Annotated in this window: 19 protein-coding genes; 10 read left to right on the forward strand and 9 right to left on the reverse strand. The window is 72.8% G+C overall.

Features of this window, described 5'->3' with window-relative positions; genetic code table 11:
- Positions 1 to 70 precede the first annotated feature (70 nt).
- From glnA to gadC, 3 genes are all read right to left on the reverse strand, one after another.
- A complete protein-coding gene (glnA, locus tag FGW37_RS09330) occupies positions 71 to 1,432 on the reverse strand; it encodes a type I glutamate--ammonia ligase (protein ID WP_168092976.1) in 1,362 nt (453 codons plus the stop codon).
- Between the two features lie 233 nt (positions 1,433 to 1,665).
- Positions 1,666 to 2,526, reverse strand: coding sequence for an alpha/beta fold hydrolase (locus FGW37_RS09335; RefSeq protein WP_179084594.1), 861 nt, complete (start codon positions 2,524 to 2,526; stop codon positions 1,666 to 1,668).
- A gap of 115 nt (positions 2,527 to 2,641) precedes the next feature.
- A complete protein-coding gene (gadC, locus tag FGW37_RS09340) occupies positions 2,642 to 4,108 on the reverse strand; it encodes a glutamate/gamma-aminobutyrate antiporter GadC (protein WP_179080646.1) in 1,467 nt (488 codons plus the stop codon).
- Positions 4,109 to 4,241: 133 nt separating this feature from the next.
- Here gadC and FGW37_RS09345 point away from each other — a divergent pair, with 133 nt between their 5' ends.
- From FGW37_RS09345 to FGW37_RS09365, 5 genes are all read left to right on the forward strand, one after another.
- Entirely contained in the window at positions 4,242 to 4,724 is a 483-nt protein-coding gene (locus tag FGW37_RS09345; protein WP_343067074.1) for a hypothetical protein, read from the forward strand.
- 60 nt (positions 4,725 to 4,784) lie between these two features.
- Positions 4,785 to 6,398: a multicopper oxidase family protein gene (locus FGW37_RS09350; protein WP_179080647.1), complete on the forward strand. Its 1,614-nt coding sequence runs from the start codon at positions 4,785 to 4,787 to the stop codon at positions 6,396 to 6,398.
- Between the two features lie 106 nt (positions 6,399 to 6,504).
- A complete protein-coding gene (locus FGW37_RS09355) occupies positions 6,505 to 8,259 on the forward strand; it encodes an NAD+ synthase (RefSeq protein WP_179080648.1) in 1,755 nt (584 codons plus the stop codon).
- A gap of 177 nt (positions 8,260 to 8,436) precedes the next feature.
- Positions 8,437 to 8,913: a hypothetical protein gene (locus tag FGW37_RS09360; RefSeq protein WP_246430327.1), complete on the forward strand. Its 477-nt coding sequence runs from the start codon at positions 8,437 to 8,439 to the stop codon at positions 8,911 to 8,913.
- Positions 8,914 to 8,957: 44 nt separating this feature from the next.
- Positions 8,958 to 10,550, forward strand: coding sequence for a S1 family peptidase (locus tag FGW37_RS09365; protein WP_179080649.1), 1,593 nt, complete (start codon positions 8,958 to 8,960; stop codon positions 10,548 to 10,550).
- Between the two features lie 128 nt (positions 10,551 to 10,678).
- On the opposite strand, the gene FGW37_RS09370 is transcribed toward FGW37_RS09365, so the two are convergent.
- A complete protein-coding gene (locus FGW37_RS09370) occupies positions 10,679 to 10,897 on the reverse strand; it encodes a DUF2277 domain-containing protein (RefSeq protein ID WP_058044700.1) in 219 nt (72 codons plus the stop codon).
- A gap of 36 nt (positions 10,898 to 10,933) precedes the next feature.
- Between FGW37_RS09370 and npdG the strand changes: the two genes are divergently transcribed.
- Together npdG and FGW37_RS09380 are read left to right on the forward strand one after the other, a co-directional pair.
- Positions 10,934 to 11,647, forward strand: a complete 714-nt coding sequence (gene npdG, locus FGW37_RS09375; RefSeq protein ID WP_179080650.1) for an NADPH-dependent F420 reductase — start codon at positions 10,934 to 10,936, stop codon at positions 11,645 to 11,647.
- A 96-nt stretch (positions 11,648 to 11,743) separates the two neighbouring features.
- Positions 11,744 to 11,935, forward strand: a complete 192-nt coding sequence (locus tag FGW37_RS09380; protein ID WP_179080651.1) for a hypothetical protein — start codon at positions 11,744 to 11,746, stop codon at positions 11,933 to 11,935.
- A 40-nt stretch (positions 11,936 to 11,975) separates the two neighbouring features.
- Here FGW37_RS09380 and FGW37_RS09385 read toward each other — a convergent pair whose 3' ends face one another.
- Positions 11,976 to 13,427 (reverse strand): transcriptional regulator, encoded by a 1,452-nt coding sequence (locus FGW37_RS09385; RefSeq protein ID WP_179080652.1) that lies wholly within the window; start codon positions 13,425 to 13,427, stop codon positions 11,976 to 11,978.
- Positions 13,428 to 13,591: 164 nt separating this feature from the next.
- Here FGW37_RS09385 and FGW37_RS09390 point away from each other — a divergent pair, with 164 nt between their 5' ends.
- Positions 13,592 to 14,335 carry a DUF4232 domain-containing protein gene (locus tag FGW37_RS09390; RefSeq protein WP_179080653.1) on the forward strand — a complete coding sequence of 248 codons (744 nt, stop codon included), beginning with the start codon at positions 13,592 to 13,594 and terminating at the stop codon, positions 14,333 to 14,335.
- Between the two features lie 218 nt (positions 14,336 to 14,553).
- Complete coding sequence (locus tag FGW37_RS09395) at positions 14,554 to 15,774, forward strand: cytochrome P450 (protein WP_179080654.1); 1,221 nt, start codon at positions 14,554 to 14,556, stop codon at positions 15,772 to 15,774.
- 73 nt (positions 15,775 to 15,847) lie between these two features.
- Here FGW37_RS09395 and FGW37_RS09400 read toward each other — a convergent pair whose 3' ends face one another.
- Positions 15,848 to 16,651: a site-2 protease family protein gene (locus tag FGW37_RS09400; RefSeq protein WP_179080655.1), complete on the reverse strand. Its 804-nt coding sequence runs from the start codon at positions 16,649 to 16,651 to the stop codon at positions 15,848 to 15,850.
- Between the two features lie 138 nt (positions 16,652 to 16,789).
- On the opposite strand from FGW37_RS09400, the gene FGW37_RS09405 reads away from it, so the two are divergent.
- Complete coding sequence (locus FGW37_RS09405; protein WP_179080656.1) at positions 16,790 to 20,539, forward strand: AfsR/SARP family transcriptional regulator; 3,750 nt, start codon at positions 16,790 to 16,792, stop codon at positions 20,537 to 20,539.
- A gap of 18 nt (positions 20,540 to 20,557) precedes the next feature.
- On the opposite strand, the gene FGW37_RS09410 is transcribed toward FGW37_RS09405, so the two are convergent.
- From FGW37_RS09410 to panB, 3 genes are all read right to left on the reverse strand, one after another.
- Positions 20,558 to 21,382 (reverse strand): ABC transporter permease, encoded by an 825-nt coding sequence (locus tag FGW37_RS09410; RefSeq protein ID WP_179080657.1) that lies wholly within the window; start codon positions 21,380 to 21,382, stop codon positions 20,558 to 20,560.
- Positions 21,379 to 22,413 (reverse strand): ATP-binding cassette domain-containing protein, encoded by a 1,035-nt coding sequence (locus FGW37_RS09415; RefSeq protein WP_179080658.1) that lies wholly within the window; start codon positions 22,411 to 22,413, stop codon positions 21,379 to 21,381. The genes FGW37_RS09410 and FGW37_RS09415 overlap by 4 nt, the downstream gene beginning before the upstream one ends.
- A gap of 152 nt (positions 22,414 to 22,565) precedes the next feature.
- Entirely contained in the window at positions 22,566 to 23,438 is an 873-nt protein-coding gene (panB, locus tag FGW37_RS09420; protein WP_179080659.1) for a 3-methyl-2-oxobutanoate hydroxymethyltransferase, read from the reverse strand.
- Positions 23,439 to 23,580 lie beyond the last annotated feature (142 nt).

The following is a 23,580-nucleotide window of genomic DNA, read 5'->3' on the forward strand; positions in this document are numbered from 1 at the left end:
GCACCTCTCGCTCGCGCGCTGCGGCCATGATAGCCGCGGGACCTCGCGGCCCCGCGGCCCAGGATCCCGCCTACAGCACGGGCAGCATCTTGCGCAGCTCGAAGGCGGTGACCTCCGAGCGGTACTCCTCCCACTCCTGCTTCTTGTTGCGCAGGAAGAAGTCGAAGACGTGCTCGCCGAGGGTCTCGGCCACCAGTTCGCTGCGCTCCATCAGTTCGATGGCCTCGCCGAGGTTCTGCGGCAGCGGCTCGATGCCCATGGCGCGGCGCTCGGAGTCGGACAGCGCCCACACGTCGTCGTCGGCGCCGGCCGGGAGCTCGTAGCCCTCCTCGATGCCCTTCAGGCCCGCGGCCAGCAGGACCGCGTAGGTCAGGTAGGGGTTGGCGCCGGAGTCGATGGAGCGGACCTCCACGCGCGTCGACCCGGTCTTGCCGGGCTTGTACATGGGGACGCGGATGAGCGCGGAGCGGTTGTTGTGGCCCCAGCAGATGTACGAGGGGGCCTCGCCGCCGGCGCCCGCGGTGCGCTTCGAGCCGCCCCAGATGCGCTTGTAGGAGTTGACCCACTGGTTGGTGACGGCGGAGGTCTCCGCGGCGTGCCGGAGCAGGCCGGCGATGAAGGAGCGGCCGACCTTGGAGAGCTGGTACTCGGCGCCGGACTCGTAGAAGGCGTTGCGGTCGCCCTCGAAGAGGGAGAGGTGGGTGTGCATGCCCGAGCCGGGGTACTCGGAGAACGGCTTGGGCATGAACGTGGCCTGCACGCCCTGCTCCAGCGCGACCTGCTTCATCACGAGCCGGAAGGTCATGATGTTGTCGGCGGTGGAGAGCGCGTCGGCGTAGCGCAGGTCGATCTCCTGCTGGCCGGGGGCGCCCTCGTGATGGCTGAACTCGACCGAGATGCCCATGGATTCGAGCATGGTGATCGCCTGGCGGCGGAAGTCCATGCCCACGTTCTGCGGGGTGTGGTCGAAGTAGCCGGAGGAGTCGGCGGGCACCGGGCGGGTGCCGTCCACCGGCTTGTCCTTGAGCAGGAAGAACTCGATCTCGGGGTGGGTGTAGAAGGTGAAGCCGAGGTCGGAGGTCTTGGCGAGGATGCGCTTGAGGACGTAGCGCGGGTCCGCGTAGGAGGGCGAGCCGTCGGGCATGAGGATGTCGCAGAACATCCGGGCGGTGCCGGGGGCCTCGGCGCGCCAGGGCAGGATCTGGAAGGTGCCCGGATCCGGCTTGGCGATCATGTCGGACTCGTAGACGCGCGCGAAGCCCTCGATCGCTGAGCCGTCGAAGCCGATGCCCTCGTCGAAGGCCTGCTCCAGCTCGGCGGGGGCGACGGCCACGGACTTCAGATAGCCCAGCACGTCGGTGAACCACAGCCGCACGAAGCGGATGTCGCGCTCTTCCAGAGTGCGGAGCACGAACTCCTGCTGCTTATCCATAGCTACCCATCCTCGCTGGTGGCCGCCCCTTCCCAAGCCGCGGGGCACGTCGGGGGGCATAGAGCATCCCACCACATGATGTCGGGCGCGTTGCATGTGTGAGTCCGAACGCGGAGTCCGGGTGCCCGGGGTGCCCCCACCCCCCATATTGCCTGCTCACCCGCCGGTGCCGCACGGCCGGGCCGCTCGCCGGGCGGCCGGACCCGGCCCGCTCGGCCGCCGGCCGCGGCGGGTCAGGAGCGGTCCGGCAGGCGGAAGCGGGTCGGTGGGGTGGCGAGGACGGCCGTCGCCACCGACTGCGGGCGGTCGTACATCAGCAGGTGGCCCGCGGGGGCGACCGCCTCGAAGCGGCCGTCGAGGCGCTCGGCGAGCGCCCGCTGCCGTTCCAGCCAGCGGCGTTCCAGCCAGGAGCCGGTGCCCGGGGAGGCCGCGAGGACGCTCACGGGCACGGGCGGCATGGGCCGGCTCTCGCGCAGGGCGTCCAGCTCGGCGGCCACGTCGCGGTAGCGGGCGTTCTCCATCAGCAGGGCGCGCACCACCCGCCCGGTGCCGTACGTGCGCCGCACCAGGTCGGCCGGGGCGGGGTCCTGGCGGTTGACGGAGGAGACGCGGACGGTGAGCCGGCGCAGGGACGGGCCGAGCGCGCGCGGCAGCCCCGCCGCGGCGACGACCACGCCCCGGGCGTGCGCGGCGGTGGTGCGCAGCTCGCGGGCGGGGACGGGGCGGGCGTCCTCCTCGACGCTGCCGTCGACCAGCACGATGCCGGCCGTGCGCTGCGGGTGCAGCCGGGCGAACGCCTCGGCGTGGAAGCCGGCCAGGGAGTGGCCGACGACCGTCGCGGGCTCGCGCAGGCCCAGCGCGTCGAGGACGCCGGCTATCCGGTCGGCCTCGCCCGCGGCGGTGGGCGGTTCGAGGGGCGGGGCGCTGAAGCCGAGGCCGGGCCGGTCGAAGCGGACGACGGTGCGGTGCGGGGTGAGGAGCGGCACGACGGGCTCCCAGTCGAACCAGCCCATGCCGAGCCCGGCGCTGAGCACGCACACCGGCCCCGACCCCTCGCGCACCACGTGCAGCGGCACCCCGCCGACCCGCAGCATGCGCCCCGGCGGCCGGACCTTATCGCGCCCGGGCGTCCGCGGCCGCACCGTGCCGTTCACGCCGCTGCCGCCGTTCGCGCTGTTCATGGGCTCCCCCTCGTCGCTCTCCGACAAGCTAACGGACGAGGCTCTCCCGGTGCTCCGGTGCCACCCAGTGGGGTTTGCGGAACTTCAGGAACGCCAGTGGCGCGAGGAACCCGAGTACGAGCAGTCCGCCGCCGACGGTGAGCAGGTAGCGCCACAGCGGCCCGCCGCCGAACTGCTCGGGCGGGACGAAGCCGATGCACATGGCGGCGAGCGAGGCCGCGAAGCCGACGCCCGCGACGAGGTGCAGGGCGGGCACGCGGAAGCCGCGCGGCCGGTCCGGCTGGGTGGCCCGCAGGCGCACGGCGGCGGCGAACATCAGCAGGTAGACGACGAGGTAGATCTGCGTGGTGATCACGGAGAAGATCCAGTACGCGCTGGAGACGTCCGGGACGAACGCGTAGAGGAGCGCGATGACGGTGGTCAGCCCGCCCTGGGCGACCATGATGTTGCGCTGGACGCCGTTCTTGTTGAGCTTCTGCAGCACGGGCGGCAGGTAGCCCTCCTGCCGGGCGACCATCAGCAGCCCCTTGGACGGCCCGGCCAGCCACGCGAGCATGCCGCCGAGCGCCGCCGCGACGAGCAGCACGCCGACGACCTTGGTCAGCCAGCCCACGCCGAAGTGGTCGAAGAAGCCCTGGAAGGCCTGCATCACTCCGGCGGTGAGGCTCAGGTCCTCGCCGGGCATCACCCAGCTGATGGCCAGGGCGGGCAGGATGAAGATCAGCAGGACGAGGCCGGTGGCCGCGAACACCGAGCGCGGGAACTGCCGGCCGGGCTCGCGCAGCGAGGAGACGTGGACGCCGTTCATCTCCATGCCCGCGTACGACAGGAAGTTGCCGACGATCAGCACGAGGCTGGCCAGGCCGGTCCACGGCGGCAGGAAGTGGTCGCTGTCCATGGGCGCGGCGGAGGCGTTGCCCTGGCCGAGGAAGACCAGGCCGAGGACGACGAGGACGACGCCCGGGATCAGGGTGCCGATGACCAGGCCCATGCTGGAGAGCCCGGCCACGGCCTTCGTGCCGCGGGAGGAGATCAGCACGCCGGCCCAGTAGACGACGACGATCACGATGGCGACGTAGACGCCGTTGTCGGCGAGCCGCGGGTCGACGACGTACGCGAAGGTGCTCGCCACGTAGGCCAGCAGGCTCGGGTAGTAGGCGATCGTCATCGCGAACTGGCACCACACGGCCAGGAAGCCCAGCGGCTTGGAGAGCCCCTCGCTGACCCAGCGGTAGATGCCGCCGGTCCAGCCCGAGGCCAGCTCGGCGGAGACCAGGGCGGTCGGCAGCAGGAAGACCACGGCCGGGAGGAGGTAGAGGAAGACGGCGGCGAGCCCGTAGAGCGCCATGGACGGCGAGGGCCGCAGGTTGGCGACGGAGGCGGTGGTCATCATCGCGAGGGTCACCCACGAGATGAACTGGGGCTGCGGAGCCGTCGGCGGTGCGGGGACGGCGGCGACGGGACGGTCGTCCCTCACCTGTTCCGTGATGGTCATGGGAGGGGGAGCGTCCTTCAGGCCGTGCGTGGAGCGTGGGTGAAGCGTGGGTGGAGCGTGTCAAACGTTCCGTCCCATAATCCCATTTCCGGGGCCGTGGAGCGGTCATACCCCGCAGGGGTAGGGTGCGAGAGTGATCCGGAACGGACAGCAGGGGACGGCGGCCGCGTGGTGCGGGCGCCTTTTGTTGCTCTCCGCCCTGCTGCTGGGCATCGTCACGATGCACACGCTGGGGCATCCGACGGGGCACGCGGGTGCGGGTACGGGTACGGGCCACAAGGCCGGTACGCATGCGGCGGCCGGGGCACATGTGGCACTCGGGGCGGGCGCGACCGCCGGGGCGCATCCGCAGGCGCATTCCGCCGCCTCCGCCCCCGCCTCCGGGCCCACCGCCGACGACCCCCTGTCCGCCCCCGGCATGGACCCCATGTCCGTCTGCCTGGCCGTCCTCGGCGCCGCCCTCCTGGCGCTCGTCCTGCTGCTGGTCACCGCCGCCCTCAGCCGTCCCGCCGCAGCCCTGGCCGCGGCCCGGGTGCGGCTGCTGCGGGCCCTGTGGCCGATCCCGCCGCCTCCGCGGCACAAGTCCCTCGCGCGGCTGTCGGTGCTGCGGGTGTAGGAGCGCGCGTCCACGCGTCCCTGCCCCTTGTTCACCGATCCCTCAGAGGTGCACTCACCCATGCGTCCGCACACCCGTACCCACAGCCGTACCCACACGCGCCGCGCCGTGCTCGGCGCCGGCCTCGCCGCCGCCGGGAGCGGCCTGCTCGCCGCCTGCTCCGACGGCTCCGGCGGCTCCTCCTCTCCCTCCGCCGCGCCCGCCGCCTTCGTCACGCCGGACGGCGCGGAGGTCGCCGCGGCCGAGGCGAAGCGCGGGAGCGGACCCGTCCGCGACGTCCGGCTCACCGCCACCCGTACGCACATCGACCTGGGCGGCCGTACGGTCGGCACCTGGGCCTACGGCGACCGGCTGCCCGGCAAGGAGGTCCGGGTCACCGCGGGCGACACGCTCGCCCTCACCCTCGCCAACCACCTGCCCGAGCCCACATCCATGCACTGGCACGGGCTCGCGCTCCGCAACGACATGGACGGCGTGCCGGGCGTCACGCAGCAGCCGGTCAAGGCGGGGGCGTCGTTCACCTACCGCTTCGCGGTCGCGCACCCGGGCACGTACTGGTTCCACCCGCACTCGGGCGTCCAGCAGGACCGCGGGCTGTACGCGCCGCTGATCGTGGAGGACCCCAAGGAGCCGTTGCAGTACGACAAGGAGTGGGTCGTCGTCCTCGACGACTGGGTGGACGGGGTGGACGGCAGCACGCCGGACGCGGTCCTGGCCGAGCTGGCCAAGGGAATGGACCACGACATGGGCGGCATGGACCACGGCGGGGGCGGAATGAACCACGGCGGGGGCGGCGGAGGCGGCATGCACCACATGTCGATGACGTCCGCGGCATCGGAGAAGTCGCCGTCCCGCATGCTGATGGGCGCCACCAGCCCCCTCCTCGGCGGGGACGCGGGCGACGTCGCCTACCCGTACTACCTGGTCAACGGGCGCGCGCCGGCCGACCCCGAGACCTTCGCGGCCAAGCCGGGCGACCGGATCCGCATCCGCATCGTCAACGCGGGCGGGGACACCGCCTTCCGCGTCGCCCTCGGCGGCCACCGGATGACGGTCACCCACACGGACGGCTTCCCCGTCGAGCACGCGGAGACGGACGCGCTGCTGCTGGGCATGGGCGAGCGCTACGACGTGCTGGTCGAGGCGAAGGACGGCGTCTTCCCGCTGACGGCGCTGGCCGAGGGCAAGAAGGAGGCCGCGCTGGCGCTGCTGCGGACGGGCGGCGGTTCGGCCCCCGACGCATCGGCGCGCCCGCGCGAGCTGGACGGCAGGCTCCTCACCGCCGACCGGCTCAAGGCGGACAAGGCCGTGCGGCTGCGGGACCGCGCGCCCGACCGCACGCTCACGCTCCGGCTGACCGGTTCGATGGCGAAGTACGACTGGGCGATCAACGGGGAGAAGTACGCGCCCTCGCGGCGGCTCCCCGTGGCGGCGGGCGAGCGGGTGCGGCTCTCCTTCGTCAACGCGACCACGATGTGGCATCCCATGCACCTGCACGGCCACACCTTCTCCCTGCCGGGCGGGGGCCCGCGCAAGGACACGGCGATCGTGCTGCCCGGCAAGCGGCTGGACGTGGACTTCGACGCCGACAACCCGGGCCTGTGGATGCTCCACTGCCACAACGTCTACCACTCCGAGTCGGGGATGATGACGCTGCTCGGCTACCGGAAGTAATCGCAGGTGGGAGCCGGTACGGGCGGGCGGAGCGCGCCCCGTCCGTACCGGCCCTCCGGCGTGGGAGCCCCGAGATCGCGTCAGTTAGACGAGTACTCTGGGCGGCGTGCCTCAACTTCGCCTCGCTCTGAACCAGATCGACTCCTGCGTCGGGGACCTCGCCGGGAACGCCGAGTCGATCGTCCACTGGACCCGGCACTCCGCCGGGCAGGGCGCCCACCTGGTGGCGTTCCCCGAGATGGCGCTGACCGGCTACCCCGTCGAGGACCTGGCCCTGCGCGGCTCCTTCGTGGAGGCCTCGCGCGCCGCGCTGCACGCGCTCGCCGCGCGCCTCGCCGACGAGGGCCTCGGCGAACTGCCGGTGATCGTCGGGTACCTGGACCGCAGCGAGGAGGCGCGGCCGCGCCTGGGCCGCCCCGCGGGCGCCCCGCGCAACGCCGCGGCAGTGCTGCACCGCGGCGCGGTCGCCCTGTCCTTCGCCAAGCACCACCTGCCGAACTACGGCGTCTTCGACGAGTTCCGGTACTTCGTGCCCGGCGACACCATGCCGGTGATCCGGGTGCACGGCGTGGACGTGGCCCTCGCCATCTGCGAGGACCTGTGGCAGGAGGGCGGGCGGGTGCCCGCCGCGCGCTCGGCGGGCGCCGGGCTGCTGCTGTCGGTCAACGCCTCCCCGTACGAGCGGGAGAAGGACGACACCCGCCTGGAACTGGTGCGCAAGCGCGCCCAGGAGGCCGGCTGCACGACCGCGTACCTGGCCATGACCGGCGGCCAGGACGAGCTGGTCTTCGACGGCGACACGATCGTCGTCGACCGCCACGGCGAGGTCGTCGCGCGCGCCCCCCAGTTCGAGGAGGGCTGCGTGCTCCTCGACCTCGACCTGCCGGCCGCCGCCGGCGGGCCGCCGTCCGGGACCGTCGACGACGGCCTGCGCATCGACCACGTCACCCTCTCCGCGGACCCGCTCCCGCCCTACGAGCCGCAGACGCCGGGCGGCTCGGCGCCGCACCTCGGTGACGACGCCGAGGTCTACCAGGCCCTGGTCACCGGCCTGCGCGCGTACGTCACCAAGAACAACTTCCGCAGCGTCCTGATCGGCCTGTCCGGCGGCATCGACTCCGCGCTCGTCGCGGCCATCGCCTGCGACGCCGTCGGGGCGCGGAACGTGTACGGCGTCGCCATGCCGTCGCGCTACTCCTCCGAGCACTCGCTCTCCGATGCCGAGGAGCTCGCCCGCCGCACCGGGCTGAACTTCCGCACCGTCCCGATCGCACCGATGTTCGACGCCTATATGGGCGCACTGGGGCTGACCGGCCTCGCCGAGGAGAACCTGCAGTCGCGGCTGCGCGGCACGATGCTGATGGCCATCAGCAACCAGGAGGGCCACATCGTCCTCGCCCCGGGCAACAAGTCCGAGCTGGCGTGCGGCTACTCCACGCTCTACGGCGACTCGGTCGGGGCGTACGGCCCGATCAAGGACGTCTACAAGACCTGGATCTTCCGCCTCGCCAAGTGGCGCAACGCCGACGCCGGGGCCCGCGGCGCCACCCCGCCGATCCCGGAGAACTCCATCACCAAGCCCCCGAGCGCCGAACTCCGCCCGGGCCAGGTGGACACGGACTCCCTGCCGGACTACGAGGTCCTCGACCGCATCCTGGAGCTCTACGTCGACCGCGACCGCGGCCACGCCGAGATCGTCGCCGAGGGCTTCGACACGGAGCTGGTCACCCGCATCCTGCGGATGGTCGACACGGCCGAGTACAAGCGCCGCCAGTACCCGCCGGGCACGAAGATCTCGGCCAAGGGCTTCGGGAAGGACCGGCGGTTGCCGATCACTAATCGGTGGCGCGAGACGGGGTGAGACGGGCGGCCGTACGGCCGCCCGCCCGGAAGAGCCGGTGGGACCGCAGGGGGTGCGGTCCCACCGGCTTTTCGCCGTCACTTACCCTCGCGTCACATTGGCGAAAATCGGGCGACGAAGATCGTACCGAGTGGTAGGTTGCGGATCTGACTTTTTCCGAATCCGGGGGGATTCCACGTGTTTTCTCGTGCACGCAACCTTCTGATCAGCGGTGTCGGGGCCGCAGCCGTCGTCCTGGGCGCTGCTGCGCCCGGCATCGCGGCGGGTGACGACACCCCTCTGCCGTCCGCAGTGGAGACCTTCGAGTACCCGGGGGCTGCCAAGATCCTCAAGGAGCGGGGCATCCGGCTCGACAGCGGTGACGGGCACATCCTGCTCGCCGACTGCAAGGTCTCCGCCGACATCACCGTCTTCACGAAGAAGAGCGACGACGTCAACCAGGGCAAGATCTGCTTCAAGGTCACCGGGAGCGGCAAGAAGGGCTACCTCTCCCTGGATATTCCCGACGTCATGGCGATCGCGGCGGGCAAGTACGGCGCGTGGGCGTCCGTCGGCGGCCCCACCGGCATGGTCAACGTGCCGAAGAACGACGTGAAGGCCGTGGGCGAGGCGGCCTGGGGCGAGCCCGCCCGGCTGCTGGCCCTGCAGGTCTGACGCCGCTCCTTCTCCATCCACTCAGTTCCAGGGAGAACATCACCATGCCTTCTGTACGTCCGCGCGCCGCGTGGATGGCCGGGATCCTCACGTCCGCCGTCGCCGCGAGCGTGCTGACCGGTGCTCCGGCACACGCCGTCGTCGGCGAGCCCGCCCCCGACTGGTACGGCGCCGTGGCCAAACTCGACATCGACGGGCGCCGCTCCTGCTCCGCGACCCTCGTCGAGCGGCAGTGGCTGGTCACCGCCGCCAGTTGCTTCGCCGACGACCCGGCGAAGAGCTTCAAGATCCCCGCCGGCGCGCCGAAGCGGAAGACGACCGCCACGGTCGGCCGCACGGACCTCACCCGTGAGGACAGCGGCACGGTCGTCGACGTCGTCGAGCTCGTCCCGCGCGAGGACCGCGACCTGGTCATGGCGCGGCTGGCCCGGCCCGTCGACGGCGTCAGGCCGGTCCGCATCAGCGGCGACAAGCTGCTGGAGAGCGAGACCGTACGGGCGCTCGGCTACGGCCGGACCAAGGACGAGTGGGTCCCCGACAAGCTGCACATCGCCGAGTTCAAGGTCGACTCGGTGGCGGGCGGCACCGTGCGCCTCAGCGGCAAGTCCGCCGGCGCCGCCGTCTGCCAGGGCGACACGGGCGGACCCGCCCTGGGCCTCGCGTACGACCTGAAGGCCGTCCACAGCACCTCCGGCCAGGCCGGTTGCTTCGGCGAGGACGAGTCGGAGACGCGCCGGACCGCGTCCGAGGCCCGCGTGGACGACATCGCGGGGTGGATCCGGGCCACCGCCTCACGGGACGTCGTGTCCCAGGCGAACTGGAAGAACGCCGTCCACGTCGTCGCGGGCAACTTCACCCGCCGCCACAGCCTCGTCGACACCGACCGCAAGGACCTCTTCGTCGTCTGGGCGGACGGCTCTGCCAGCATCTTCGAGCGCAACGACCACCAGGACGAGAAGCGCCCCTTCCTGACGGAGCACAAGGTGGCTCCCAAGGACAGCTACTGGAAGAACGCCGAGGCGGTCACCGGCACGCGCATCACCGACTCCGCCTCCGGCGGGAGCAGCGCAGACGGACTCACTGTCCGCTGGAGCACCGGCAAGCTCTCCACCTATACGCACGTCGACGAGTACGGCTTCTTCGAGGAGAAGACCCTCGCCTACCGCGCCAGCTGGAAGAACGCCCGCTCGATCGTGGCCGGCCGCCACAGCTCCAACGGTCTGCGGGACGACCTGGCCGTCCTCTGGGCGGACGGTTCCTGGTCCACGTACACCGACACCGGCGTCAACGGTGTCTCGAAGGAGACCCAGATAACCGGGGCGGAGCCGGCCATGGTCGGCGCGCAGCTCGCCTCCGGCCCGTTCACCGGCAAGGACAGGGACGACCTGATCGTCCGCTGGAAGAACGGCATGACGGACCTCCTGCCCGGTTTCCAGGCGAGCGGCCTCTTCGAGGGGGATGACATCAGCCTCCGCCCCGAGGGCTCGGCCTGGAAGTACACCCAGATCCTGACGGCCGGTTCCTTCGGCGGCGGGAGCGGGGAGGACCTCCTCGTCCGCTGGGCCGACGGCAACCTGAGCTACTACGCCGACGTGGACGCCTCCGGCACCCACAAGGAGATCCAGCTCGTCGGCTGACGCCCCCTGACCGCTCGCGTTAGCATTGCTTGATCGTTCAAGCAATGCTAACGGAGTGAGTCCGCAAGGGGACGGCGAGGCCTGCGCGGTCTGAGCCGGAGCCGCGTCCGCCCGGGCCGGGCCCCGGGCTACGGCTTCGCGGCGCCGCGCACCTCCAGACCGTCCAGGAGCCGCTGCGTGGCCGCCGCGACGGCGGTCACCGCCTCGTCGAAGACGGCCTGGTTGTGCGCGGCGGGGTGGTGGAACCCCGACACCTTCCGTACGTACTGCAGGGCGGCGGCGCGGATGTCCTCCTCCTCGACGGAGGGTGTCATCGGCGGACGCAGGGTCTTAATGCTGCGGCACATGAGTCCAGTGTGCCGCAGCGTGACAGTATCGCTGTCATGACTACTTCTGATGTTGCCCAGGACGCGAAGAAGGCCCCGGCGAAGGACCCTTGGGAGCTCCCCGACGTCTCCGGCCTGGTGGTCGGCGTGCTCGGCGGCACCGGTGACCAGGGCCGCGGCCTCGCCTACCGGCTGGCCAAGGCCGGCCAGCAGGTGATCATCGGTTCCCGGGCGGCCGAGCGCGCGCAGGCGGCCGCCGGCGAGCTGGGCCTCGGCATCGAGGGCGCCGGCAACGCCGAGTGCGCCCGCCGCAGCGACATCGTGATCGTCGCCGTGCCGTGGGACGGCCACGCCAAGACCCTCGAAGGGCTGCGCGAGGAGCTCGCCGGCAAGCTCGTCGTCGACTGCGTCAACCCGCTGGGCTTCGACAAGAAGGGCGCCTACGCCCTCAAGCCGGAGGAGGGCAGCGCCGCCGAGCAGGCCGCCGCGCTGCTGCCGGACTCGCGCGTCACCGCCGCCTTCCACCACCTCTCCGCGGTGCTGCTGCAGGACCCGGAGATCGAGGCGATCGACACCGACGTGATGGTGCTCGGCGAGTCGCGGGCCGACACCGACACCGTGCAGGCCCTGGCCGGCCGCATCCCCGGCATGCGCGGCGTCTTCGCGGGCCGGCTGCGCAACGCCCACCAGGTGGAGTCGCTCGTCGCCAACCTGATCTCGGTGAACCGCCGCTACAAGGCCCACGCCGGGCTGCGCGTCACCGACGTCTGACGGGTACGGGACGGGGGGACGCCACGTCTGCGCGGCGCCTGAGCGACAATGGCCGGGATCGTGACCGTATGCGCCCCCGGACAGGAGCCGTCCCCCATGCCCCGCCTCGCCCTCTACGCCCTCGCCGTCTGCGCCCTCTCGGTGGCGGCGGCCGTCGTCTCCTTCGCACAGGGCAGCTGGCTCGGCATCGTCTGGATCCTGATGCTCGGCGTCTCGTCCAACATCGCCTGGTACTACGTGCGCAAGGCGAAGAACGACAAGGCCGCCGCCGAGGGCGGGGACGCGTAGGACGGGCCCCTGCGCCCCCGTGGCGTCACGCCCCGGGCGGTCACGCCCCGGGCGCCGGCTCCCACCCCTGTGACGAGCCCAGCGGCTGCTGGTAGACGGGCCGGCCCCCGGCTCCGCTGGTGCGGAAGGGCCTGCCCCGGTCGTCGAGCCGGAGGACGCCGCGCCGGTCGCCGCTGGACCACTGCAGCTCCAGGTACCACTTCACGTCGTGCTGCGCGGCGGTCGCCTTGACGTAGAAGACCTCGGGGTCGCTCTCGCTCACCTTGTACGGGAAGTCGCGCTGTCCGGCCTTCGGGGCGGCGGCGGGCCGAGCGGCGTCGAGGTCGACGCCGAAGGACTTCGTCGACACGTCCCCGCCGCATCCGACGCCCATGACGTAGCTGTTCCAGGGCAGCGGCGCCTTCGTGCCCTGCACGCGCACGTGCAGGCCTTCGAGGACGACGGTGTCCTTGCCGGTGCCCTGCAGGGTGATCTCGACGAACTGCTCGCCGGCCGCGACGCCGCCCAGCGCGGACACCCAGGCGGGCGCGTCCTGCTCCGGCGGGGGCGGTGTGACATCGCCCGGGGCCCGGTCGATCAGATAGCGCTGGGAGCAGGGGTCCTCGAACGCGTACGGGCGGACGTGGGCGGTCAGGGGGACGCCGCTCTCCGCGGTGCCGCCGTGCGGCTTGCCCCCGGGGGCGGCGGGCGCGGAGCCGCCCTGCGAGGAGGACGCTGCAGGATCGCTGCCCTCCTCCTTCGCGCCTTCCTCCCCCTTCCCCTTCTCTTTCTCCTCCCCCTTCTGCTTGTCGTTCTCGGACGCCGGGGAGGACGGGCTGCTGCCGTCCGGGCCCTTACCCGGCTCGCCGGAGCTTCCCGGCTTCCCCGGTGCCCCGGCTCCCGCCGGGGAGGCCACTCCGGCGGACCGCTTCGCACCGGAGTCGAACGGACCGCTGCCGCCGAGGCCCACGGCGAGCGCGGCGGATCCCAGCACCGTGACCGCGGCGGCGGCCGACAGAACGGCGAGGACGACCTTCCGGGACGGACGCCGCCGCCACGATGGCGCCGCACCCTCACCCGATGGAGCCGACGATGGCGCCACCGGCTCCGGCGGGACGGAACGGCCGGGATCGCCGGGATCACCGGCCTGCGACGGCTCGGGCTCGGGCGCCGGTTCCGGGGCGGCCGCAGCCACCGGCTCCGGGGCGGCGGCCGCCGCCTGTGCCTTGCGTCCACGCGTCGCATCCGCGACGATCCACCGCCGGTGAACCTCCATCAGTTCTTCCGGCGTGGCCTTGCACAGCCGGGCCAGCCGCTCCACCGGAGCGAACTCCGCCGGCACGGCGGACCCACTGCAATACCGGTGCAGTGTCGACGTACTGACATGCAGCCGCTTGGCCAGCACCCCGTAACTCAGGCCCGACCGCTCCTTCAGCGACCGCAGCATCTCCGCGAGATCGCCCGCCTCCACGTCACTCCCCCATCCCAGGTACCCGTTCCAGGGAACCGTCATTCCCCCAGGTCAGAGCCTGTGCGAGCGTTCCCGCGTCCCTGATCGGCCGGTAACCCTGGCCCCCGGGACGAGGAACCGCACAAGCTTTCGCCATCCAAGCACGCCGCTCCCGCAATCCGGTCGAACGGCACTCCGCTGCCCACCCGCGAAGAAAGAGACCAGCCATGCGCGCCTCCGCCCGCCGAGCCCACCCCCACCCCCGTCCGTTCGCCACCGCGGGCCTGGCGGCCGTCGCGCTCGCCACGCTCTCGCTGGCGGCGTGCAGCGGAAGCGGGGAGGGCGAGGGCGTCCGCAAGGAGGGTGCCGCCTCCTCGCAGCCTTCCGTGCCGGGCGCGACCGCCCTGCCCTCGGAGTCCTCGAAGTCCTCGGATTCCTCGAAGTCCCCGCAGGCGGGACAGGCGTCCCAGGGCAAGCCGGGCGCGGAGAAGGGCGGGCCGACCGGAGCCACTCCGCACGGCGCGCAGCGAACCGGCGCGACGCGCGACCCGTACGCCCCGGAGAACCGCGTGCCCTGCACCGCCGCCAACACCAAGGTCGTCGCCGTACCGCTCTCCCGCCCCCTCAACCACATGCTACTCACCGTCACCAACACGGGCTCCAAGATGTGCGACTTGAAGGGATACCCCGTCGTGAAGTTCGAGGGCGCCCAGTCCGTCCCGCCGGTCATGGAGAACACCAAGCCGCAGGCGGTCACCTCCCTGCCGCCGGGCGGGGAGGGCTACGCGAGCGTGATCCTCTCCGCGGGCGACGGCAGCGGCGGCGAGGGCTACACGGCGCGCAGCCTCGAAGTCGGCTTCCAGGGCAGCGACAAGATGGCCAAGGCCGCCCTCCCCGCCAAGGGTGTGCACATCGACGACGCGCTGCGCGTCACGTACTGGGTGTCCACGAGCGAGGACGCACTCTCCTGACCCCGGCGCCGCCCTCGTCCCACCCCGCCACAGTTCCATCCCCCGAGCCCCAGGCCGTCCCCGGCCTGGGGCTCCCTTTTCGGTACGCCACCTTCGGTTGCGCCACCCCCTCTTGTGAATGGCGCCACAAAGGTGCCATGCTGACGTCACGGCGCGGCGCGCCGCACAGGGTTTCTCCACCAGGCCCCTTTCCACCGCCACGAGAACGGGACACAGCCATGCCTGCCTTCGACACCTCCGAGCCCCTGGCAGCACTGCCGACCACCCGCCCCGCGGGCTGCCCCTTCGACCCGCCCGCCCAGCTGGCCGGACTGCGCGATCAGCAGCCGCTGATACGGATGCGCTACCCGGACGGCCACCTGGGCTGGCTCGCCACCGGCCACGCCACGGTCCGCGCGATCCTGGGCGACTCCCGCTTCAGCTCGCGGTACGAGCTCATGCATTTCCCGGTCGACTTGCCCGGCCTGCCCCAAGGCGGCATGCCCCCGGCGCCCGTGGGGGACATGACGGGGATGGACGCCCCCGAGCACACCCGCTACCGGAAGCTGCTCGCCGGTAAGTTCACCGTCCGCCGGATGCGGGCCCTCACCGAACGCGTCGAGCAGATCACCGCCGAGCACCTGGACGCCATGGAGCGCCGGGGCCCGTCCGCCGACCTGGTGGAGGCCTTCGCCCAGCCGATCCCCGCGCTGATGATCTGTGAGCTCCTCGGCGTGCCCTACGCCGACCGCGAGCTCTTCCAGCGGTTCTCGCTGACGCTGACCGACATGAGCGCCTCGGAGGAGGAGAGGTACGCCGCCACGACCGGGCTGCAGGAGTACCTGCACACGCTGGTGCTGGCCAAGCGGGCCGAGCCCACCGACGACGTACTCGGCGATCTGACCACGAGCGACCTCACCGACGAGGAACTCGCGGGCCTCGGCAGCCTGCTGCTGGGCGCAGGCCTCGACACCACCGCCAACATGATCGCCCACGGCACCTTCGCCCTCCTGCAGAACCCGGATCAGCTCGCCGCGCTGCGCAGCGACCCGGACCTCGCCGACCAGGCGGTCGAGGAGCTGATGCGCTACCTGACCATCGCTCACACCGGCCTCAAGACGGCCTTGGAGGACGTAGAGCTGGACGGCCACCTGATCAAGGCCGGTGAGAGCGTCACCCTCTCCTTCGAGGCCGCCAACCGCGACCCGCTCCGGTTCCCCGGCCGCCCCGACGCCCTCGACCTGCGCCGCAAGGCCACCGGGCACCTGGGCTTCGGCCACGGCATCCACCAGTGCCTGGGGCAGCAGCTGGCCCGCGTCGAGATGCGGGTCGCCCTGCCGGCGCTCTTCGAGCGGTTCCCGACCCTGCGCCTGGCCGTCCCGGCCGAGGAGGTGCCGCTGCGCTCCCACTCGAACATCTACGGGGTGCACAGCCTCCCGGTCACCTGGGACGCGGCGTGAGCGGGGCGTGAGCGCGGCGTGAGACCAGCCCCGGGCCCACACGGGGGGGCCTGGGGCTTTCGCGTGCCTCGGATCAGAGGACGATGCCCGACAGCGGCGGGACGTCCGGGGTGCCCTGCCAGAAGCGGAACAACTCCTGGCCCCAGTAGGTGTCCCACGCCGTCACGTCGAGGAACCGCAGCACCGCGTCGATCATGTCGAAGAACGCGTGGTTGACCTCGGGGATCCACAGGAAGCCGAAGACGGCCAGTATCCCGAACGGGGCGAACGGCTCGACCTGGCGGCGCACCTTGTACGACAGCCACGGCTCGAGCACCCCGTACCCGTCCAGGCCCGGCACCGGCAGGAAGTTGAGGATCGCGGCGGTCACCTGGAGCTGGGCCATGAAGCCGAGCGCGTAGCGGAAGTGGTCCGGGACGCCGTCCATCGTGCCGAGCCAGAACGGGGCGGTGACCACCACGGCGAACGCGGCGTTCGTCAGCGGGCCCGCGGCCGAGATCATGCTGTGCTTCCAGCGGCCGCGGATGCGGTGCCGCTCGATGAAGACCGCGCCGCCGGGCAGGCCGATCCCGCCCATGATCACGAAGATGACGGGCAGGACGATGCTCAGCATCGCGTGCGTGTACTTCAGCGGGTCGAGCGTCAGATAGCCCTTGGCGCCCACCGTGAGGTCGCCGCCGTGCAGGGCGGTGCGCGCGTGCGCGTACTCGTGCAGGCACAGCGAGACGACCCAGCCGGAGACGACGAAGAGGAAGACGGCGAAGCCGGGGCTCGCCGAGAAGTCCGTCCACACCGCCCATATGGAGACGCCCATGATGGCGACGAGGGCGAGGAAGACGGGACTCACGCGCCGTTCGCCGCGGGTCGCTGTCGGCATGGCTTCTGCTCCTGTGAGGTCGGCGGCCCCGCCGGGCCGCCCGGGCGGGCGGCTGCGGCGGACGTACCGGGTGACGGTACTTCCTCCGCCCCTCCGGGCCGTAACCCGGCCGGTACGGGCCCGGGAGAGAATGGGGCCGTGCGCTACGGCATCCTCGGCACCACCCAGGCCCACTCCGGCAACGGCCGGCCCGCCGCCCTCGGCGGCGCCCGGCTGCGCGCCCTGCTCGCCGCGCTCGCCCTCCACCCGGGGCGCGTCCGCACCGCCGAGGCGCTGATCGGCGAGGTCTGGGGCGACGAGCCGCCCGCCGACGCGGCGGGCGCCCTGCAGGCCCTCGTGGGCCGGCTCCGGCGGGCCGTCGGGCACGACGCCGTCGCCTCGGCGGCCGGCGGCTACCGGCTCTGCGCCGCGCCCGAGGACGTCGACCTGCACCGCTTCCAGCAGCTCGCGGAGGAAGGCGCGCGTGCCCTCGCCGACGGCGACCCCGCCAAGGCCGCGGACCTGCTCGGCACCGGCCTCGCCCTGTGGCGCGGGCCCGTCCTCGCCGACCTCCCGGGCCGGGCGGTCCTCGCCGTCCGCTACGAGGCGCGCCGCCTGGACGCCCGCCGCACGCAGCTGGCCGCCGCGGTCGCCCTCGGCCGGGCGGAGCAGATCCTTCCGGAGCTCGCCGCGCTGTGCGAGGAGCACCCGCTGGACGAACCCCTGCACGCCGTGCGGCTGCGCGCCCTGCGGGCGGCGGGGCGCCCGGCGGAGGCGCTCGCCGCGTACGCGGACATCGCGAACGACCTCTCCACGCGCCTGGGCACGGACCCGGGCCCGGAACTCCGCGCCCTCCACGCGGAACTCCTGAACCCGGACCGGGCCACGCCGCCCGGGGCCCGGCACGCCGCCGCACCGCTCCATGGCACGCCCTACGCGCAGGAGGCACAGGGCGGCTCCGCGCCGGACGGCGCCGCGGGCCCCCGGCACGCGCCCTACCCGCCGGACCGCCCCGCCGCGCACGGCACCGCCGCGACGCCGCAGGGCACGCCCCACCCGCTGCCCGGCACCGCCGAGCACGGCACCACGGCACCGCACGGCGGGGCCACTCCGGGCAACGCCGTGGCGCCGCACGACCGCCCGTACCCGCCCGCCGCGCCGAAGCCCGGCAACCTCGCCGACGACCCCGCCGGAGGCGCACCCGCGCCGCCCCCCGGCACTCCCCTGCCCCCGCCCGGCAACCTCCGGGCCCGGCTCACCTCGTTCGTCGGGCGGGAGGACGACATCGCGGCCATCGGGGGTGATCTGCGTGCGCACCGCCTGGTGACGCTGCTCGGGCCCGGGGGTGCCGGGAAGACGCGGCTGTCGCTGGAGGCCGCCGAGGCCACTGCCGGGGACGGGGGCGGGGGCGGGTGGAGCGACGGCGTGTGGTTCGCCGAGCTCGCGCCCGTCGACGATCCGGCCACCGTGCCCGAGGCGGTGCTGACCGCGCTCGGCGGCCGCGAGACCGTGGTGCGCACGACCGCCGACGGGCTGCGGGCCGCCGGTGACGCCTCCGCGACGGACCCGCTGGCGCGCCTCGCCGAGCACTGCGCGCCGCGCCGCATGCTGCTCGTCCTCGACAACTGCGAGCACGTCGTCGACGCCGCGGCCCGCCTCGCCGAGACGCTCCTCGCCCACTGCCCGGGCGTCACCGTGCTCGCCACCAGCCGCGAGCCGCTCGGCGTGCCCGGCGAAGCGGTGCGGCCCGTGGAGCCGCTGCCCGACACGGTCGCCCTGCGGCTGCTCGCCGACCGCGGCGCCGCGGCCCGCCCGGGCTTCCGCATCGAGGACGATCCGGAGGCGTGTGCCGAGATCTGCCGGCGCCTGGACGGGCTGCCGCTGGCCATCGAGCTCGCCGCGGCCCGGCTGCGGCTGCTCGGCCCGCGCACCCTGGCCGACCGCCTGGACGACCGCTTCCGGCTGCTGACCTCCGGCAGCCGCACCGTCCTGCCGCGCCAGCAGACGCTGCGCGCCGTCGTCGACTGGTCGTGGGACCTGCTGGATGAGCCCGAGCGTGCCGTGCTGCGCCGCCTGTCGGTCTTCTCCGGCGGCTGCGACCTCACGGCCGCGGAGGAAGTGTGTTCCGACGGACCGGACACAGGCGGCACCGGCACCGGCACCGGCACCGGCACCGGCACCGGCACTGGCACTGGCACCGGCACCGGCACCACGCCCGCATCCGGCGCCGTCGGAGCCCGGGACGTCGCCGCCCTCCTCGGTTCGCTCGTCGACAAGTCGCTGGTGGTCGCCGAGCCCGCGGCCGGCGGCGAGATGCGCTACCGGCTGCTGGAGACCGTCGGGGAGTACGCCGCCGAGCGGCTGGACGAGGCGGGCGAGCGGGCGGGCGCCGAGCGCCGCCACCTGGTGGCCTACCGCGAACTGGCCCGCACCGCGGACCCGCTGCTGCGCGGCCCGGCCCAGGGCGTCTGGCTGGAGCGGCTGGAGCTGGAGCACGACAACCTGCGCACCGCCCTGCGGCGCGCCGTCGCGGCGCAGGACGAGCAGGAGGCGCTGTGCCTGGTCCTGTCCATGGGCTGGTTCTGGCAGCTCAGGGACCACCGCGCGGACGCCGCCCACTGGGCGGAGCTGGTGGGCGCGATGGGCCCCGACCCGTTCGCCGAGCCGCTCCCCCCGGTCGCGCCGCTGTACGTGTCGTGCACCGAGCAGCCGCCGCCGATGGCGCCCGAGGTGCTGGCGGAGGCGCGGCGCGGGGTGCACCTGGCGCGGCTGATCAGCATCACGGACATGGCCGTCATCCACGCGCCGGAGACGCAGCGCAGACTGCGCCACATCTCCGCGGCCTACGCCGACGGGCAGCCGCAGACCTGCCGCGTACCGGGCTTCATCGTCTTCTTCGCGATCCTCATGACCGGCGATTTCGAGGCGCTCTACAGGACCCTGGACACGATGGTCGCGCGCTGCCGCGAGCTGGGTTACGCATGGGAGCTCGGACACGCGCTGCAGCTGCGCTCGAAGATATTCAACGACCAGCCCGGCGGGCTGGACCAGGCCACCGCGGATGCGGAGGAAAGCGTACGGATCTTCCGGCGGCTCGGGGACTCCTGGGGCGTGGCGGAGGGCCTGACGGGCCTGGGCGAGGTGCACGAGCGGCGCGGGCAGTTCGGCCTGGCGGCCGAGGACTACCGGGAGGCCGTCGAGCAGGTCCGTGAGCTCGGCTCGGCCGGGCAGCTGCCGGCGCTGCGCGCCCGGCTCGCCGGGGCGCTGGTGGAGGCGGGGGCGGTCGGTGACGAGGAGGGCGAGCAGATGCTCCGCGACGCCATCGCGGAGGCGGAGCAGGGCAATACGGACGCCGCGATCTTCGGCAGGCTGCAGCTCGGGGTGCGGGTGGCCCGCGCCGGGCGGACGGCCGAGGCCCGGGAGATCTTCGAGGAGCTGATGTCGGACTTCGGCATCCGCTCGGTGGTGATGTTCGAGAGCCTGATGTGCGGTCAGATGGCCTGGCTGGACACGCTGGAGGGCCGGCCGGCGGAGGCCCTGCCGAGGCTGCGCAAGGCCCTGTCGATGGCCGGGGACCCGCTGTCGACACTGGCGGTGCCGCAGCTGCCGGTGACGCACCTGCTGTTCGCCGCCTTCGCCTACGCCGGGCTGGCCGGCGGGGAGCGGGCCTGCGCCGGCGGGGAGCACGCGGAGCCGGCGGCCCGCGAGGAGCACGCGCTGCTCGCGGCCCGGCTGCTCGGCGCCGCCGAAGGCCTGCGCCCGGCCGACTTCCCGGTGGCGTCGGTGGAGCGCGAGGTGTACGAGCACACGGAGGCCGGGGTGCGGGAGGTGCTCGGCGACGGTGCGTACGAGCGCGCGTACGCCGAGGGCGGCGGCCTCACCCTGGAGGAGGCCACCGCCCTCGTATGACGCGGACACGGGACCGGCTCAGGTCTTCTTGCGGAACTTCGAGACGGCCAGCGGCGCGGTCACGAGGGTGATGGCGACGGCCCAGGCCAGCGTCATCCACACCGAGTGGGCGACGGGCCCGCCGCGCATCAGGTGCCGCGCGGCGTCGGCGAGGTTGGACAGCGGGTTGTACTCGGTGAAGCTCTCCAGCCAGCCGGGCATCTTCGCGGTCGGCGCGAAGATCGAGCTGCCGAACTGCAGCGGCATCAGGACGAGCATCGCAATGCCCTGAACGGCCTGCGGGGTCTTCAGGGAGAGGCCCAGCAGGATGAAGACCCACATCAGCGAGGCGCCGAACACCACGGACAGGGCCACTGCGGCCAGCAGGTGCAGCGGGGTCGTCGTGATGGACAGGCCGAGGGCGAAGCCCATGCCCAGCAGGATGGCGGTGGCAATGAGCATCCGGCCGATCTCGACCACGATCTTCGCGATGAGGACGGAGGACCGGGCTATCGGCATGGTGCGGAAGCGGTCCATCACCCCCTTCTTGAAGTCGTCGTTGACGCCGGTGCCGACGGCCATGGCGATGTTCATGCCCTGCATGGCCATCAGGCCGGGCACCAGGTAGTTGAGGTACTCCTGTTCGTGGCCCTTGCCGGCCATCGAGCCGCCGAAGACGTAGGTGAAGAGCAGGATGAAGATGATCGGCATGATCACGGCGTCGAACATCGACTCCGGGTCCGCCTTGATCTGCAGCATGTTGCGGCGCGCGAGGGCGCCGATGTGCCGCAGGTTGGCCCGCAGGCCGATGCGGCCCTCGTGGGCGGGCGCCGCCGCGGGCGCGCTGAGTGTAGCCGCGCTCATGCGGCGACCTCCTGGAGTGCGTCGGTGTCGGCGGCGTCCTGCTGCGGGACGGACGCCTTCTGGCCGGTGACGGCGAGGAAGACCTCGTCGAGGCTCGGCAGGTGGGTGGAGATGCCGGAGATCGCGAAGCCGCGCGAGCCCAGCAGGGCGACGACGGCGGTGAGCTGCTCGTCGCTGATGATGGGGACGTTGACGACGCCCTCGGCCTCGTCGGCGGTGGCGCCGGCGATGCCGTCCAGCTGGGCCTGGGCCAGCGCGCCGACCATGCGGGGCACCTCGGCACGGTCCGCCGGGCGGATCTGCAGGGTGCGCCCGCCGACCTTCGCCTTCAGCTCGTCCACCCGGCCGCCCGCGATGACCTGGCCGCGGTCGATGACGGTGAGCTCGTGGGCGAGCTGCTCGGCCTCCTCCATGTACTGCGTGGTGAGCAGGACGGTGGCGCCCTCGGCGACCATCCGCTGGACCTCCTCCCACACCTCGTTGCGGGTGCGGGGGTCGAGGCCGGTGGTGGGTTCGTCCAGGTACAGCACGGCCGGCCGGCCGATCATGGAGGCGGCGAGGTCCAGCCTGCGGCGCATGCCGCCGGAGTACTGCCCGGCGGGGCGCTTGGCGGCCTCGGTGAGGGAGAAGCGCTCCAGCATCTCCTCGCCGCGGCGGCGGGCGTCCTTGCGGGAGAGGTCCAGCAGCCGGCCGATCATGTACAGGTTCTCGAAGCCGGACAGCTTCTCGTCCACCGAGGCGTACTGGCCGGTCAGGCCGATCACGCGGCGCAGCTGCCGGGGCTGGGCCACCACGTCGTACCCCGCGACGCGGGCGGTGCCCGCGTCCGGCCGGAGCAGCGTGGACAGGCAGCGCACGAGGGTGGTCTTGCCGGCGCCGTTGGGCCCGAGCACGCCGAGGACGGTGCCCTCGCGTACGTCGAGATCGACGCCGTTGAGCGCCTTGGTGTCTCCGAAGTGCTTGACGAGGCCGCGGACCTCGACGGCGTTCCCGCCGCTGTCCGCCCCCCGTGAGGTGTCGTTTCGCGTCATGCCCACCACAGTGCCAGCAGCCACTGACAACGCACCGACAGGTCACCGACAGAAGCGTCGGTGACCTGCGAACACGGTGTCGGTGCCTTGTCGGCACCCTAGGCGCCCGGCTCCACGCCTGGGCTCCGGGCTCCGGGCTCCGGGCTCCGCGCCTAGTGGAAGGCGTGCTCCTCGGCCGGGTACGCGCCGTCCACCACGTCCTCCGCGAAGGCGCGCGCCGCCCCGCCGAGGACCTCCCGCAGCTGCGCGTACTGCTTGACGAAGCGCGGCACCCGGCCGGACGTCATGCCGGCCATGTCCGTCCACACGAGCACCTGCGCGTCGCACTGCGAGCCCGCGCCGATGCCGACGGTCGGGATGTGCAGCGTGCGGGTGACCTCGGCGGCCAGCTCGGCCGGGACGAGCTCGAGGACGACGGAGAAGGCGCCCGCGTCCTGCACGGCCTTGGCGTCGCGCAGCAGCTGCTGCGCGGCCTCCTCGCCGCGGCCCTGCACGGGGTAGCCGCCGAAGGCGTTGACGGACTGGGGGGTGAGGCCGATGTGGGCCATCACCGGGATGCCGGCGTCGACCAGCAGCTTGATCTGCTCGGCGGATCGCTCGCCGCCCTCCAGCTTGACCGCGCTCGCGCCGGTCTCCTTGATCAGCCGCGTGGCGCTGCGCAGCGCCTGGACCGGGCCCTCCTGGTAGGAGCCGAAGGGCAGGTCGGCGACGATCAGGGCGCGCTTGGTGCCGCGGACGACGGCGGCGGAGAGGACGGCTATCTCGTCCATGGTGACGGGCACGGTGGACTCGTAGCCGAGATGACAGTTGCCCATCGAGTCGCCGACGAGCAGGACGGGGATGCCGGCCTCGTCGAAGACGGAGGCGGTCATCGCGTCGTACGCGGTGAGCATGGGCCACTTCTCGCCGCGCACCTTGGCGGCGGCGATGTCGCGGACGGTGATACGCCGGGATCCCTTGCCCCCGTACAGCGCCTTGGGGTCGCGGCTGCTCTCGGGGGTGTTCGAGGCATGCGTCGTCGTCATGGCGGTGTGCTCCTGTGTTGATGTCGTCTCGAGGCGCCCTGACGGCGTCCCCGGATCCCCTCCATGCTGACACGCGCGCTGCGGGCGGGGAAGGGACCCCCGCGCACACCCGTTCGTCGGACCGGGGTAAAGCTTTTCCAAT

Origin of the sequence: Streptomyces rectiverticillatus (genome assembly GCF_013394065.1) — a bacterium.
Classification (GTDB): domain Bacteria; phylum Actinomycetota; class Actinomycetes; order Streptomycetales; family Streptomycetaceae; genus Streptomyces; species Streptomyces rectiverticillatus.